The following is a 14,300-nucleotide window of genomic DNA, read 5'->3' as shown; positions in this document are numbered from 1 at the left end:
TGTATACCAGTAGGTATAGCAAGGTATAGCCTGAAAAAGCTATATCTTTTTTTATTTCCTTCTTTTACTGTTCTTTCGGGATGATGGTGATCCTGCCGTCTTTTTCCAGAATGGCGTACTTGATCTGATCAAGCCGTTGCAGCCCTTGCAGATCCCGTGCCGACTCCATGATATCTGCCTCGTCTACCCGCACTTTCTTCAGCCGGTCGTGCAGCAGTTTGCCATCGTCCAGGAGAATGACCGGCACGCCGTCCAGCACCTTTCCAAAGTATTTGAATTTCTGCTTCAGAAGCGAAAGGCTGATGTCGGTAAGCAAAAGCGTAACGATCAGCAAAAAGCTATTGGTAATAGACTTGTCCTCGCCACCGAGCGCCTGCTCTGCCGTTTCGGCAATGATCAGCAAGAGCACAAAGTCAAAGACCGTAGCCTCGTACAGGGTTCTTTTACCGCTTATCCTGAAAATAATCATCAGGAACACATACAAGATTAATCCTCTGATAACGGTTTCCATAGCGTAGACTTAAGGGTATATGAATGGTGTGATACGAACAGCCTTTTCGGAAGTCGAGAATTGCAAAGGCAGGGAGCCCATGCCATCAGGCTTCACGTAAAAGATGACTAAAAACGGCTGGTTTGCGGAAGCAAAACGATACGTAATGCCCTGCTCGTGGGTAAATTGCTCCGAAGGTTCAGGAAGGATCCTTTCTACATGGAATTTCTCGTAAAAATCTTTGTTGAGTCGCAGGTCCATGAGGGAGTCTCCGCCGGAGGGGACCAGGTTTACTTTGATTTCGGCCGGGGCACCGCGTCTCAGGAACCGTTCATATTCGATCTCAAGCCCATCGGCACTGCTGCCGGCTTTTAATCTCTGTAGGTTGCCAATGCCACCATTGCCGGTAAAACCTAGCAAAGCGGCAATTACGACTAAGACCATCAGGACCCAGGCTACCCGCTGGACTTTCCAGTTGGCGCTTTCCAGTTTAATATCCTCGTCTATTTCGAGTTCACCCTTGTGTTTTTTCACGGCTATACCTTGCTTTTGCAGGTATATAACGCTTGCACAACTTTATGGTTTTACCAGGCTGTCAGGACTGGCGATTTCGGGGTAGGCTTCTGTTTTAAAATCGGCCACTTGCTTGTAAAGTTTCCCTTTATCGGCGAGAGAAGACAGGAAAAGCGTAACCTTAGTGGCGTTAAAGTGGTTGGACAGATCGGCCAGCAGATCAGGTATACCATCGCGGTCCAAATCGCCTACCCAGAGGAGCACATAAATGGCACTCTCAAAATTCTCATCAGATGCCAGTTCCTGCGAAATCCTGCGTCCGTTCTTAGTACCTGACACCGTCCACTTATAGTTCTGCACCGAGTAGGATTCGGATCCTTCCTGCTGTATGCTGTCGCCGCTGGCCGACAGGGTATAGGTCTCGCCTTTATATCGGAGGTCGATGGCTGTATTCGGCAAAATGACCTGATTGGAGTAGCCCACTGTGTCTATTTCACTCTCCTGTAGTTTGGCTATACCTGTCACGAAGAAAAGTGTATTCTGGTGTTCACCTCGCACTTCACGACCGGATTGTACCTGCCGTCCTTTGTCATAAACCGGATCGAAAAAAGTAGTGACCTGCAGGTGACTGGGCTGCAGCCGGAAAATACTGTCTTGCTGCACCAGCGCCATCCAGGACTTTTGCTCCGCACCCTGCCATACCTCATGCTTATGGAAACGCCCCTCGATCATGATCTTAGCGGCCGTGTTGGGTTCAGGGCTTAAATCGGCTGTGTCGGGGATATAGTGCTGCAGTTCCTCGTCGTGGGGCAACTTAGCGGAGTCGGGTGCCTCTGCCAGGCTGGTGTCGGTTTCCACCAGATGCGCATGATCCGTTTTATCGGCCTGTGACTGGTCCGGAGAGCTATTGCATGCCACCATGCTCAGGGCTAGAAACAGGATCGCAGGTATGCGCATTGTGGTAGGGTATTAGGATAGAAGAAAACGAATATAGCGAAAATATCTTTGTTCGAACAAAAAAGGAAGGCTGACCATCGCCAACCTTCCTGCTCTGTTTGCTATACCTTGCGCAGCTGACTACAGTTGCTTGTAAAGTCTGTCTTTGAGACCGGCAGAAGCCTCCACCAACGGAAGACGCACCGCGCCGCCGCATACGCCAAAGCGCTCCAGCAATGCTTTTACGCCCACCGGATTACTTTCTTCATACATCATCGGGTTGATATCCACGAAATCGAAAAGCAAGTCAGATGCTTCTTTGAATTGATTGGATAAGCCAAGACGGACCATGTTGCTGAATTTCTCAGGGAATGCGTTCGCTAGCACGGAAATCACGCCCACGGCACCGAAAGCGATCATCGGCAGCGTAAGCATATCGTCGCCACTGATCAGCAAAAAGTCGGCTGGCTTGTGCTTGGCAATGTACATGCACTGTTCCAGGTTGCCGGAAGCTTCTTTAATGCCGATGATGTTCTTATGTGCAGCCAATCGCACGGTGGTTTCAGGGGACATATTGCTGCCCGTGCGGCCCGGCACATTGTATAGGATCACCGGCACAGGGCAGGCGTCGGCTATCTGGGTATAGTGCTGGATAATACCCTGTTGCGAAGGCTTGTTGTAGTAGGGACTCACCGAAAGCATGGCAGCTATACCTTCCAAGTCTGTTTTCTGGATCGCGTCGAGCACCTCCCGTGTGTTGTTGCCACCCAAACCGTATACCAGCGGTACACGGCCGTTGACATGCTTCTTTACGAAGGCCAGAATTCCGGCTTTCTCTTCAGTTGTAGTAGTCACGGACTCACCCGTGGTTCCGTTCACCACGAGGTACTCCACGCCACCTTCTATGGTGAAATCGAGCAACTGACGCAGCCCATCATAGTCCACGTCCTGGTTACTGGCAAAAGGCGTTATCAGGGCAACACCTGTTCCTTTAAATGTATCTTGTATCATGCGCTGTTTTTCTAAAGCACGAAGTTCGAATTATCCGATGGATTCTGCAAGTGTTGTGGCCTAGCACGACTTCTGGTGATTAGGGTAAATTTGTTTGACAAAAAACAGGAGATGGAATAGGTATAGCGTAAGCATTTTTCGAAAAGACCTTTATCCATTGTAGAGCAGTCCTTTGTACAATCATCTCTAAAGAAGTCGTGATACGTAAATGTGCTATACAAAAAACTTACTGTATATTATTTTCCTCCACCCAATGCAGAAAGTGGTCTTTGTATACCTCACCGATCGGGATTTCTTTGTTGCCGATGCGGATACGGCCTTTTTCGATGCTGTCGATCTTGTGCAGGGCCACGATAAAGGAGCGGTGTACGCGCATGAACTTTGACTCCGGGAGTTTCTCCATGGCCTTGTTCATGCTTAGGAGGGTGATGATCTTTTGGTCTTTGGTCTGGATAATGATGTAGTCCTTCAAACCTTCTATCCAGAGGATGTCGGCAAAGCCGACGCGGACGGTCTTGTAGTCTGCCTTCACGAACATGAAATCTTGCTCGGGTGCTTGTGGAGCAGGGGCGGTTACCTGAGCCTCCGGTGCTTTGTTGCTGCGCTGCAGACGTTCCTGCGCCTTGTTCACAGCTTTCAGAAAACGGTCGAAGGGAATTGGCTTGAGGAGGTAGTCCACGGCGTCGTGGTTAAAACCCTCCAGCGCATAATTTGGGTAGGCCGTCGTGAAGATGATGAGCGGCTGGTGTTTGAGTATGTTCAGAAACTGTATACCTGTCAGTTCGGGCATTTCAATGTCCAGAAACATCAGGTCGATGTGCTCTTGCTGCAATACCTGCATGGCCTCGGTGGCGCTGGAGCAGGTTTTCACAAGTTGAAGAAAAGGCAATTTGCTTACATAGCTCTCAATAATATCGAGGGCTAGCGGTTCGTCGTCAACGGCAAGGCAGCGGATGGTCATAGGTTTATTTTTTTGGTTGGAAATACAGTTTCAGCGAGGCAAAAAAAGTATCGTCTTTATCTTCCAGGTGAAGTTCGTGTTGGTGGGCGTAGAGCAAGTTAAGGCGTTGCTTTAGATTTTGCAAACCAATGCCGCCAAAGTCCTTTTTTTTGTGACTACTGCTGTTGTTCACCGTCGAGAATTGCAGCCATTCGTCCGTCACGACCAGGTTGAGCGTGATGCCCACCTCGTTGCGACTCACCAGTCCGTGTTTAAACGCATTCTCCACCAACGTCATCAGCAGCATCGGAGCGATCTGTTTTCCGGTCAGGTCGCCTTCTGCGTTCAGCCGGATGCTGGTTTGCTCGCGCAGGCGCAACTTCTGCAGGTCAATAAAGTTCTGGATGTGCTCCACTTCCTTCTCCAGACTCACCAGCGTGTCGTTACTTTCATACAGCATGTAGCGCATCAGGAGTGAGAGTTTCATGATGGCGTCCGGCGTTTCAGGCGACTGCTTGTATGCCAGCGAGTAAATGTTGTTGAGCGTGTTGAAAAGAAAATGCGGATTCACCTGCGACTTCAGGAAATTTAGTTCAGCTGCCAGTTTCTGGTTCTCGAGCTCTTTGTTGCGCCGCTCATTGCGGATGTAGTTGCCGGTTACCTTCAATGCCGAGCTGATAAACACGACAATCAAACCGGCCAGTACATAGTTGAGAATGCGGTCCGAGGAGTAGAGCACCTTCATACCCGGGTTGAACTCCCGGAACACATAAAAGTCGAGCGGGGAGCGTACTAGCGCTACCACTGTGAGTGTGAGTAAAACAACCCCGAGGTAGGCAAAAATCCGGTTTTTGGCCAGAAACCGGGGAATCAGTACATACCAGTTCAGGTAGAAGATCATCATGGCAAAACTCAGTCCCACCAGCGAGTCAACCGCCTTGTTGAAGGTAAGGCCGCGCTGAAACTGGATGTAGAAGATCCAGGCCCCAAAAAATGCCCAGGCTGCCACGTGTATGGCTAATTTGTACCGCTTCTTCATGGTAAATGGTGGTAGGGCTATCAAGTTCAAGGCTGTGTTGGGAATGGGTCGAGAATGCAAGAGTAATATCTGTCTTTTACTGAAGTTAAGCAATATTACGACGCGCTCATATAAACACAGCCATATACTATACAGAAGGGCAAGCCTGCCCCATCAATTCCGCTTTTTAAAAGATCAAACCTGAAAAGGAAGGGAAACGGTTGTTCGTATATCCTTTTCGGCTGTTCGTCTATTTCATTTTTTTTTGTCCACTTAATTGACTCCATTTGCAGCATGCTTCCTGGCTTTCAAGCTGTGTCGGGAAGAAGGGCCTTGCGGCCTATACCCAAGTTTAATTGTTTTATTGTTTGTTTGTAAATCAATAAGCGCCGGCCTCTTGTAGACCGGCGCTTATTTTTTTGTAATATGTTCTGATTAGATACTTACCATACCTAAGAACTCGTCTTCAGAAAGAATGGTGATGCCGAGCTTGTTGGCTTTCTCGAGTTTGGAAGGCCCCATTTTATCGCCGGCTACCAGGTATGAGAGCTTGGCTGAAATAGAGCTCACCACCTTGCCGCCGTGGCTGATGATGATACGCTGCAACTCGTCGCGGCTCACGCTTTCAAATACGCCCGAAATAACAAAGGTCTTACCCTCTAACTTATCGCTTTCCATTTCAGGCACTGTGTTCTCAGATTTGAACTGAAGACCAGCTGCTTTCAGGCGCTCGATCAGTTCCTGGTGCTCGGCTCTGCTGAAATAATGGATCAGCGACTGCGCAATGCGGTCACCGATCTCGTTCACGGCAATCAACTCTTCGTACAGGGCACCACGCAACGCTTCGATATCCGGGAACTGCTCAGCCAGTTTTCTAGCCACGGTGCTGCCCACGTAGCGTATTCCCAGCGCAAAGAGCACGCGGTCGTAAGGAGTCTGCTTCGATTTTTCCAGACTATTGAGAATGTTGTTGGCCGATTTCTCGCCCATGCGCTCCAGGTTTACCAGATGCTCAAATTTGAGATCATAAAGATCGGCTACATTGTGCACCAGTCCGGCTTTGTACAACTGCTCGATCGTCTTGGGGCCGAGCTCATCGATGTTCATGGCTTTGCGGGAAATGAAGTGCTCCAGCTTGGCCTGGATCTGCGGCGCACAGCCTTCTTCATTCGGACAGTAAAAGTTCGCTTCGCCTTCGGTGCGCACCAACTCAGAGCCGCAGGCAGGGCAGTGGCTCGGGTAAATGATCGGCATGGAGTCGGCAGGACGCTGACTGATGTCCACACCCGTGATCTTAGGTATAATTTCGCCGCCTTTTTCTACGTGCACAATATCACCCAAGCGTAAGTCGAGGCGCTGGATCTCGTTGGCATTGTGTACCGAGGCGCGTTTCACAACGGTTCCGGCCAGGAGCACTGGCTCCATGATAGCGACAGGCGTAACAGCTCCGGTGCGGCCGATCTGGTACTGAATTTCGAGCAGGCGGCTCATAGCGCTCATGGCCGGATACTTGTAGGCAATTGCCCAGCGCGGGCTTTTAGAGGTATAGCCGAGCTCTTCCTGCAGGGCATAGCTGTTCACTTTCACTACCACACCGTCGGTCGCGATGGGCAGTTCGTGGCGTTTCTGTTCCCACTCGTTGATGTAGTCGAGCACGGTATCGATGGAACTGCATTTACGCCAGGTGTCAGATACTTTAAAACCCCATTTCTGAATGGCCTGTAGGCTTTCGGAGTGCGTGTCAAACGGACTGGAGGAGCTCATGAAACCATAGGAAAAACAACCTAACTTGCGGCTGGCAACAATGGCCGAGTCCTGCTGCTTGAGCGTTCCGGAAGCGGCATTGCGTGGATTGGCTAAGAGCTGTTCACCTGCTTCTTCGCGGTCGGCATTGAGTTGCTCAAACACCTGCAGGGGCAGAAAGACCTCGCCACGTACCTCAAAGCTATCCGGGTAATCTTTGCCGTGTACCTGCAACGGAATATCCCGGATCGTACGCACGTTGGCAGTGATATCATCGCCCCGTGTACCATCGCCGCGGGTGGCGCCCTGCACAAACTCGCCGTTCTCGTAAGTCAGGCTGATGGCTACGCCGTCGAACTTCTGCTCGCACACATACTCCACTTCGTCGCCCACGATCTTGCGCACACGCCTGTCAAACTCGCGCAGGTCCTCCTCCGAGTAAGTGTTGCTGAGCGAAAGCATCGGGAATTTGTGGTATACCGTCTTGAAACTCTTGGTCACCGTACCGCCCACGCGCTGGGTAGGGGAGTTGGGCTGACGCAGTTCCGGGTGCTGCTGCTCCAGTTGCTGTAGCCGCTCGAGCATCATGTCAAACTCGTAGTCAGAGACTTCGGAGACGCTATTCTGGTAGTATTGGTAGTTGAGGTAGTTGATGCGTTGGGTGAGCTCCTGAATCTCAGTGGCCGGATCGTGTGCTAAGTCCATAGGGTATTTTGTTTGGTCTGTAAAAATACAGAACGGACCGCAGCTTGCCAAGATACATCAGCGCATATACCTGCGAAGATGCCTGATAAATCACAAGTCGGAGTTTTATGTATCAGACAACCTGGCACATTGCTTCTGGCGGGAGGCAAAGCGGTTTGATCAGGTATAGGGTAGGTATAGCAGCGGAAAACAAAGCGGCTGTTCTTCCGGAAAAACAGCCGCTCAGGTAAAGGTATAGCGTAATCGTCTATTTCAGTTTCACGCCGTCGGCCACGAAGCGCAACTCTTCTCTTGGCTCGGTGATGGCGGCAATCTCCTCAGCAGACTTCCCTGCATCCTCGGCAAAATGGCGCTGGTCTTCTACCGAGATCACTTCATGCTTGGCTATACCTGTAAACACGGCCGTTTTGCCAGACAGATCTTCTACCGGCAGGAAAAAACCGTAGTCACGGAAAGTCACTTTCATCGTGCTACCATCTTCCAGCTTCACATCCATCCAGCAACCCTTTGACTGGCAGCTTTCCGCAATTTCAGCAGCAACGGTAGCCTGTATGGAATCATTACCACTAACAGCTTGCTGCAATTGACCAGCTGAGAGTACGTTTTGCTCTTCGAAGGAAGCGCCATATGCGTTAGTTTCAGCAATAGTTTCAGTGGTTTCCTGAGCTTCAGTTGTGGCGTTATTTTGTGAGCAGGCCTGCAGCACAGCGGCAGTCAATAGCAATGCAAATAGTTTTTTCATGGAGGTATAGACTTTTCGTGATTTCAAATATAGAGATTATCCACTAAGTGCAAAAGTATAACGAACCGTTCCTGTCAAAAAGCAGGTATACGCCGCCAGACAGATTATAAAGCACTGCCCACTTACTCCAGCGCTCGGTTCTGAAACAGCAGGAATCCCAGGTGAAAAAGCACGCCCCATTCCTTGGACTTATCGTTGTAATAATTCAGGCTCAGTGCAGCGGGACCCAGTATGCCATGGTAGACGACAGCTGCTGTGGCCGCCACACCTGTGCCAGTGAGTTTTTTTCCGTAATAGGCCTGCTGTCTGTCATTTTGCAGGATCGGCCGGTAGGGCTGGAACAGGTAACCCTCTGTGCGAGCCTCCAGCCGGGGAGTAATCAGGTAGACGTATTGCAAGCCTCCGGCTACAAATTCGTGTGCACGGAAGCGATCGAGGAACAGCGTACGGCTATCTGAAAGCGGATGAAATGCCGGTGCCATGGTGAGGGTAGAGCGGTAATTGCTGAAAAAGGGCTGCGTCGAGATCACGCCTTCGAGCCTGTAGCCGAACCGGTGACTGCCATTACCCAGAAAATCCTCAAAAGCCAGCCGGCCATAAAACCAGCTGTGATCCGCTGAAAGGTTCTGGGATTCAATAGCCGTTGAGCCGGGCCTATACCTTTCTGTTGCGTTTACCATACGGCCTGTGACTGCAAACGAGCGCCCGCCGGAAGGATATTGCTTTCGGTTGAGCCTCCCGCGTCTAAAAGTAGCGCCCACCGTCAGCCCGCTCGTGGCGGTGCGGTCGAGGGTGTCAGAACGCTGTATCTCCAGGCGGTTGCTATACCTGTCGATGTGCTGCGCATAGGCTGCGCTGAGCACCAGCCTGCCTTTGTAAGTGTTGGTAAAGCCCAGGTTGAGGCCAAAATTACGGTCGGTCTGCTCCAGTAGGGGCAGATTATTGCGCTCTAGCAGCAAGCCGGTGGTGGAAAGAAAATTCCAGTGATTGTACGTGAAGGCAGGCTCAATGTAATAAGGCAGACTGGCAGGCACGTCGATGCGGGTGCGAAGCTGAGCACCCTGGTAAAACCGGCCCGTCTGAAAGCTTCCGGCAAAGGTATAGAGCTGCCGACCAAGCACGCTGTACTCCATACCGGCGTAGATGTTGTCGATCGGGCGCGAAGCGATTACGCCGCCCAACGCTATTTTCAGGCCGTCTTCTTTTTTCACGTTCAGGAGCAGGTCGTAGGTCTTCGCCTTGGCATCGTAGCGCATGGTCGGGTACAGGCTGCGGAAATTGTCGATCGCGGCCAGGCGGTAGTAGCCGGTTTTTACATCCTGCATAGTATAGCCTTCTTCCTGCTCGCTCCTGAAAAAGCGCTGCACAAAGTCCTGCTGATTTTTTTTCAGCCCCTGAATTTCCACCTTGCGGAAAGCGTGAGGCTGAAACCCACCTCTGAATTTCTCCCGCTTGGACCCAAGCACCTCGGCACTCACCCTGCGCTTTATTTTTCCCTGAATCTGATCCATGTTGTCATTCGTCACCTTATACCCAGCCGCGAAAAAGTCTTCCACGTTTTTGAAATCCAGCGAATTGAGGTTGCCCAGGTCAGGCTGCAGGTATACGTCCTTATCTGTCAGGGCTGTGGAGTCTGAGTTTGACATCATGGCGTAGAGCAGTGTATAGGCCAGGTCAAAGTCATCGTTGTCGTAGGGGTATTCGCTGTAGGTTTTAGAAGACACGTTCACCCCGATGATGATGTCCGGGTTAAAGTCTTTGCGGGCGACATCCACCGGAAAGTTGTTGTACAGACCACCGTCAAACAGTAGTCGCTTCTCAATCCTGATAGGCTTGTAGAAGAGCGGTACCGTGAGTGTGGCCCGCACGGCGTCTGCCAACTGTCCTTTGCGGAGAATCACCTGCTGCTGCGTGAAGATGTCGGCAGCAACGCAGCGGTAAGGCACCATCAGCTTGTCGAAGTCGTAGCCGGCGTGCGCAGCAGGCTGGGAGAGGAGCTGCGCAAGGGCAAAATTGAGCGAAGCATCGTTCACCAGGTTGGAAGTGAGCTTGGCCTGGAAAGCCGAGTCAAGCGCCACATGCAGCTTGAGCAGGGCAGGGTTGGGGTCAGGCGACGCAAAGTTATAGGTATAGTTCTGCTCCGGCTTGCCGGTGGCCCAAGCCTGAAAAGCTTCGGTATGTATCAGATACTCGATTTCGGCAGGTGAATAGCCGGCTGCGTACAGCGCCCCAACGATGCCTCCCATGGAGGTGCCAACGATATAGTCGATCGGGATGTTGTTTTCTTCCAGTGCTTTGAGTACGCCCACATGCGCTATACCTTTTGCACCGCCACCGCTGAGCACGAGCGCCACTTTTTGGGCATAGCTCACCCCGGACCCGCTGAGCAGCAGGACGAGCAGGAGCAGGTAGGTGCGGGTGTTTCGGTATACCTGTATGTGTAAAAGATGGCGGGCAGCCTGCAATAGGCGCATAACTTGTGTTTTATCAGTTTCTAAGGTCAGCCCAGCGCGCACTGTGTATCGTGAACAGCATGCGACCCGTCAGCCTGGACGTGTAGCGGGCTGGTACCCGCAGGCGCAGATCCTGCAGCATCAGTTCAAAACTGGTGCTAAAGGTGATCGCGTTACGATCGGGCGTGAAAGTGACCGGGATAACCATTTCCTTGATGATGCCTTGTATGTTAACGAAAACCCTGCTGTTGAGCGTCTGTCTGTTTCTATTCCTGGCATTGATCTGTTCAATCGGCGCTTCGATCTCAATATACAGCTCTGGGTAACGGGATGCAAAAAAGATGTCCTGCACCATGGCTACCGGACTTGAATCGTTGGCTGGCAGCAGGTTTTCGATGGGCAGGAGGCACTCTATTTTGCGGGTATTCTGATCGTAGCGCACCAGCATCTTGATTGACTGAAAATCGTAGGTGCTGCGCGCCCCCTCCAGGCTGATCTGCATGCTGTTATTGGCCGTGTAAGGTGTCCGGTTCTGCTGGGCTTGCACCGGTACAGCCATCAGTAAAAAACAAAGTACAGGCAGTAGAAATTTAATCATAATGGGGCATGTAGTAGCGTGTACTCCTGCTAACGCAAATCAGGGGTGAAAGGTAAAGTAGCGGCTAAGCTTTTATGCAAGGAAGCTTTCCTGAAATAAGCTGCATGCTGTCCTTCACAGGTCAAAACTGTCCCAAGTGATAAATAAGACCGGTAAATCTTATTTTTTGTGAGGCATTTACAAAACTATAACCCCCACTAGTTGGTATACAGAATAAGATAAATTACCCGCAATTCAATTGAATAGAGGAGGCCCGTAGCCATAAGCCGGGAATGCTCGGGGGATGACTCGACATGAACCAGGACAGAAAGAATAAGGTAGGCGCACGCCAGGGCTCAGCGTTTGGCAAGATCGAGCATCTGCACCCGATCCGGATGCTGCTATACCTGAGTATGGTCGGTATTGGCGTGCTGTTCTTTGTGCTGGTGGTGGCTTTTGTTCGGACAGGCGGTTTCGGCAGCGAACAATTCTCGCTTCCAAAGTTCTTCAGCGTCAGTACCCTTATCCTGCTTTTCAGCAGCTATACCATCAGCAAGGTTCCCCGCATCTACAAAAAAGACAAACTCCGCAAAATGACCCGCTACCTGGCTTTTACTTTCATGCTGGGAGTAGCCTTTATCGGGGCACAGATTCTGGGCTGGCGCGAACTGACACTATCCGGTGCTTACTTTACCGGCAAGGCCTCGGGAAGCTACCTATACCTGATCACAGCGCTGCACCTGCTGCACTTGCTGGGCGGTATGATTTTTCTGGCTTTCCTGCTCATCAAAACGGCCCACATGGCTAACGATGGGGTGCGAAGTCTGATCTTTATCCGCGACCCGTACCGCCGCCTGCAGCTGGCCATGCTCAACACTTACTGGCACTTCCTGGGAGCCCTATGGCTCATGCTATACCTGGTGATCCTCTTTATGGCCTAAGCCACTAGCGCACCAGCGTCACGGAGCCCCTGAACTTATCCGCTCCGTAATCGATCACGTAGTAATACACGCCGTCATTAACGTCCTTGCCATCCCACTTAAAGTTGTGGGCTGTGCTTGAGAACACCTCTTTGCCCCAGCGGTTGTAGATGCGGATGTGCTGAAAAGCACTCGTGCAGACGTCTGCCGGCATACCTGGAATTTCAAAAAAATCATTCAGGCCATCGGCGTTTGGTGTAAAAATATTCGGAGGGATGAAATTCTTGTAATCGGGCACCTTTACCTTAAACTCCATGGTGATCTGCTGCGGAGGGGAAGGAGCACAGGCATCTTCCTGTAAGATAAAATCGACCCGTAACACACCCTGCTGAAAGGCATCGCAGTTGGCCGTCCAGTTAAACTTGCCTGCAGCTGTACCCGATCCACCGGTGGACGTGAAGGCCATGCCTAAACTGGCCAGGTCGAAATTCTCGCCCCTCGCCTGCATGCTCAGCAGGTGTTTATCCAGGTCGGTGCCCGTAAAGTTGGCCTCAAAAGGTTCGTTCAGATCCAACTCAAATACCAGTACCTGCTTGTCTGTTGTGAGCACTGGCGGCTGATTCGGATAGTCCGTCCTGACCTCAATGACTTCTGTCATTGTCGACTCCTTTCCGCATACCATAGACGTGGCCGTGAATTCAATTTGATAGGAATCCTGCCGGAGCGTTTCGCAGTCAATCAGCCAACGGAAAGGGGACTGTACCTGCCCGATGCCGCTGCTGTTCTGGAAATTGATCGGCACAGAATTGATATCGAAGTTCAGCCCTTTAGCAGAAATGGTCACCTCATCGTTGTCGGCGTCAAAGCCGAGCACGTTAAAGTCAATCACATCGCCCTCCATGACAGTATACACCTTGTCAGGACGAGAGAGTTGGATGGAGGGAGGTTCGTTGGGGATGGGGTCAATGACGAAACTCACCTGCAGTGTATCCTGCCTTGGCAGGCTGCAGCCATTGTCTTTTACGATCAGGTTCAGTTTAAAGACTTGGCCCTCCGTGTCGAAACACTCATCAAAGCAGACATTAGCTGTTAGCGATTCCTGTCCTCCTGGAGTGTTTACTACGCCGGTGGTCGTGCCGGTGAAGGTATAGAGGTCGCTGCTGAAATTAACAGGGCGTGCATAGAGCGTAATCCTGGAGTTAGGGTCCGGGTCTGTGAACTCCACGTTCAGGCAGCGGGCATCCGTCGGGCTGATCCGGATTACCTCGCCTTGCTTGTAGTTGGTGGTCTGGCCGTTTACTTTTGCTTGTACAACCGGACTTTCGTTGCGCGGACAGTCTTTTACAAGAAGCTGAAAGTCTCGTCGAACCTCCCCGAGCTTCACACCGCCTCGGTATTCCTGCACGCGCACAGCAAACACAAAGAGGCCTACGCGGTCAGGCCTTACTGTTAGTCTACCCGTCTGCTTTTCAATGATGATCGGTGGAGATCCCTGTATCTGATTGTCGCGGTTATATCCGGGTAGCCATCTGACTTCGGGGTATGGCGCAGGTCTAGCGATCGGTGCGGCATTGGTCGGATCTGCGGTGGCATAGCCATTCAGTGGGGTCACCATATCATACACCAGGGAGTCGCCGTCGGCGTCAGTACCACTAAAATCGTAGTAAAACAGCTCATTGGCGCAGGCATAGTCGCTCAGCGGTGGAAACAGGCGGGGAGAGGAATTGACAAACTGAATTCCGTTTTTGGTGACAGGTGGAAACTCCATGTAAAAGACCTGTCCGGCCGCGTCCGGCATCACAATGTTGTTGATCGTGCGGTTGCGGCAGCAGCGCTCCCAGGCCATGTAGTAGCCCTGCTGGTTGTTAAACACGTTAGGGGACAGGACAACATCCTGAGAGTACACAATGCGGCGGGTGCGCAGCTCCCCGATCGTGCAGGCGATATCGGTGTAGTTCACAAAGGTATCACTACGCAGGGGCAGCTGCACGTCCATCATAAAGCGGTTGTTCCCCTTATCGAAAATCCGGATATTGGCAGAGGGGTCGCGTGCGCCAGGTGTGCCGTTCACGTCATCGAAGTAGAGGTTCATCGTGATGCGGTAGGTATAGCCCGAGCGGTGCTCTATTTCGAGTTCGCCACCTACAATGTGTGAGGCTTTAGCCTGCAGGCAAAACACCAGAAGGGACATCAAAAGAAGTAAAGCGTGTTTCATGAAAGGCGGCGTTTTGGGGTTTCCTTCAAATTCCGGT

13 protein-coding genes are annotated in these 14,300 nt (G+C 51.4%); 2 read left to right on the top strand and 11 right to left on the bottom strand.

All coding sequences use genetic code 11. The features are described from left to right. Positions 1–64: 64 nt before the first annotated feature. The 7 genes from L1278_RS15815 to ligA all read right to left on the bottom strand — a co-directional run bounded on the left by L1278_RS15815 (position 65) and on the right by ligA (position 7,356). Positions 65–511, bottom strand: a complete 447-nt coding sequence (locus tag L1278_RS15815; protein ID WP_253405988.1) for a DUF421 domain-containing protein — start codon at positions 509–511, stop codon at positions 65–67. Positions 512–520: 9 nt separating this feature from the next. Next, positions 521–1,024 (bottom strand): hypothetical protein, encoded by a 504-nt coding sequence (locus tag L1278_RS15810; protein WP_253405987.1) that lies wholly within the window; start codon positions 1,022–1,024, stop codon positions 521–523. 42 nt (positions 1,025–1,066) lie between these two features. Further along, positions 1,067–1,960: a hypothetical protein gene (locus L1278_RS15805; protein WP_253405986.1), complete on the bottom strand. Its 894-nt coding sequence runs from the start codon at positions 1,958–1,960 to the stop codon at positions 1,067–1,069. Positions 1,961–2,080: 120 nt separating this feature from the next. After that, a complete protein-coding gene (gene dapA / locus L1278_RS15800) occupies positions 2,081–2,950 on the bottom strand; it encodes a 4-hydroxy-tetrahydrodipicolinate synthase (RefSeq protein ID WP_253405985.1) in 870 nt (289 codons plus the stop codon). A 226-nt stretch (positions 2,951–3,176) separates the two neighbouring features. Beyond that, the gene (locus tag L1278_RS15795; RefSeq protein WP_253405984.1) at positions 3,177–3,911 is read right to left on the bottom strand and encodes a LytTR family DNA-binding domain-containing protein; all 735 of its coding nucleotides are present in this window, start codon (positions 3,909–3,911) and stop codon (positions 3,177–3,179) included. 4 nt (positions 3,912–3,915) lie between these two features. Next, entirely contained in the window at positions 3,916–4,929 is a 1,014-nt protein-coding gene (locus L1278_RS15790; RefSeq protein WP_253405983.1) for a sensor histidine kinase, read from the bottom strand. Positions 4,930–5,343: 414 nt separating this feature from the next. Further along, positions 5,344–7,356, bottom strand: a complete 2,013-nt coding sequence (gene ligA / locus L1278_RS15785; RefSeq protein WP_253405982.1) for an NAD-dependent DNA ligase LigA — start codon at positions 7,354–7,356, stop codon at positions 5,344–5,346. Positions 7,357–7,463: 107 nt separating this feature from the next. Here ligA and L1278_RS19570 point away from each other — a divergent pair, with 107 nt between their 5' ends. Next, complete coding sequence (locus L1278_RS19570; RefSeq protein WP_256488665.1) at positions 7,464–7,586, top strand: hypothetical protein; 123 nt, start codon at positions 7,464–7,466, stop codon at positions 7,584–7,586. Between the two features lie 17 nt (positions 7,587–7,603). On the opposite strand, the gene L1278_RS15780 is transcribed toward L1278_RS19570, so the two are convergent. The 3 genes from L1278_RS15780 to L1278_RS15770 form a co-directional block, all read right to left on the bottom strand. Continuing rightward, positions 7,604–8,098, bottom strand: a complete 495-nt coding sequence (locus L1278_RS15780) for a DUF4920 domain-containing protein (RefSeq protein ID WP_253405981.1) — start codon at positions 8,096–8,098, stop codon at positions 7,604–7,606. Positions 8,099–8,220: 122 nt separating this feature from the next. Beyond that, complete coding sequence (locus tag L1278_RS15775; protein WP_253405980.1) at positions 8,221–10,572, bottom strand: patatin-like phospholipase family protein; 2,352 nt, start codon at positions 10,570–10,572, stop codon at positions 8,221–8,223. A 13-nt stretch (positions 10,573–10,585) separates the two neighbouring features. After that, positions 10,586–11,149 carry a hypothetical protein gene (locus tag L1278_RS15770; RefSeq protein ID WP_253405979.1) on the bottom strand — a complete coding sequence of 188 codons (564 nt, stop codon included), beginning with the start codon at positions 11,147–11,149 and terminating at the stop codon, positions 10,586–10,588. 293 nt (positions 11,150–11,442) lie between these two features. On the opposite strand from L1278_RS15770, the gene L1278_RS15765 reads away from it, so the two are divergent. Further along, the gene (locus L1278_RS15765) at positions 11,443–12,069 is read left to right on the top strand and encodes a cytochrome c oxidase subunit 3 (protein ID WP_253405978.1); all 627 of its coding nucleotides are present in this window, start codon (positions 11,443–11,445) and stop codon (positions 12,067–12,069) included. A gap of 4 nt (positions 12,070–12,073) precedes the next feature. On the opposite strand, the gene L1278_RS15760 is transcribed toward L1278_RS15765, so the two are convergent. After that, complete coding sequence (locus L1278_RS15760; protein ID WP_253405977.1) at positions 12,074–14,263, bottom strand: gliding motility-associated C-terminal domain-containing protein; 2,190 nt, start codon at positions 14,261–14,263, stop codon at positions 12,074–12,076. Positions 14,264–14,300 lie beyond the last annotated feature (37 nt).

The sequence above is a fragment of the Pontibacter sp. HSC-36F09 genome (genome assembly GCF_024171605.1).
Taxonomy (GTDB): Bacteria; Bacteroidota; Bacteroidia; order Cytophagales; family Hymenobacteraceae; genus Pontibacter.
The sequence above is the reverse complement of the archived record's forward strand: the minus strand, read 5'-3'. Positions and strand labels throughout refer to the sequence as shown.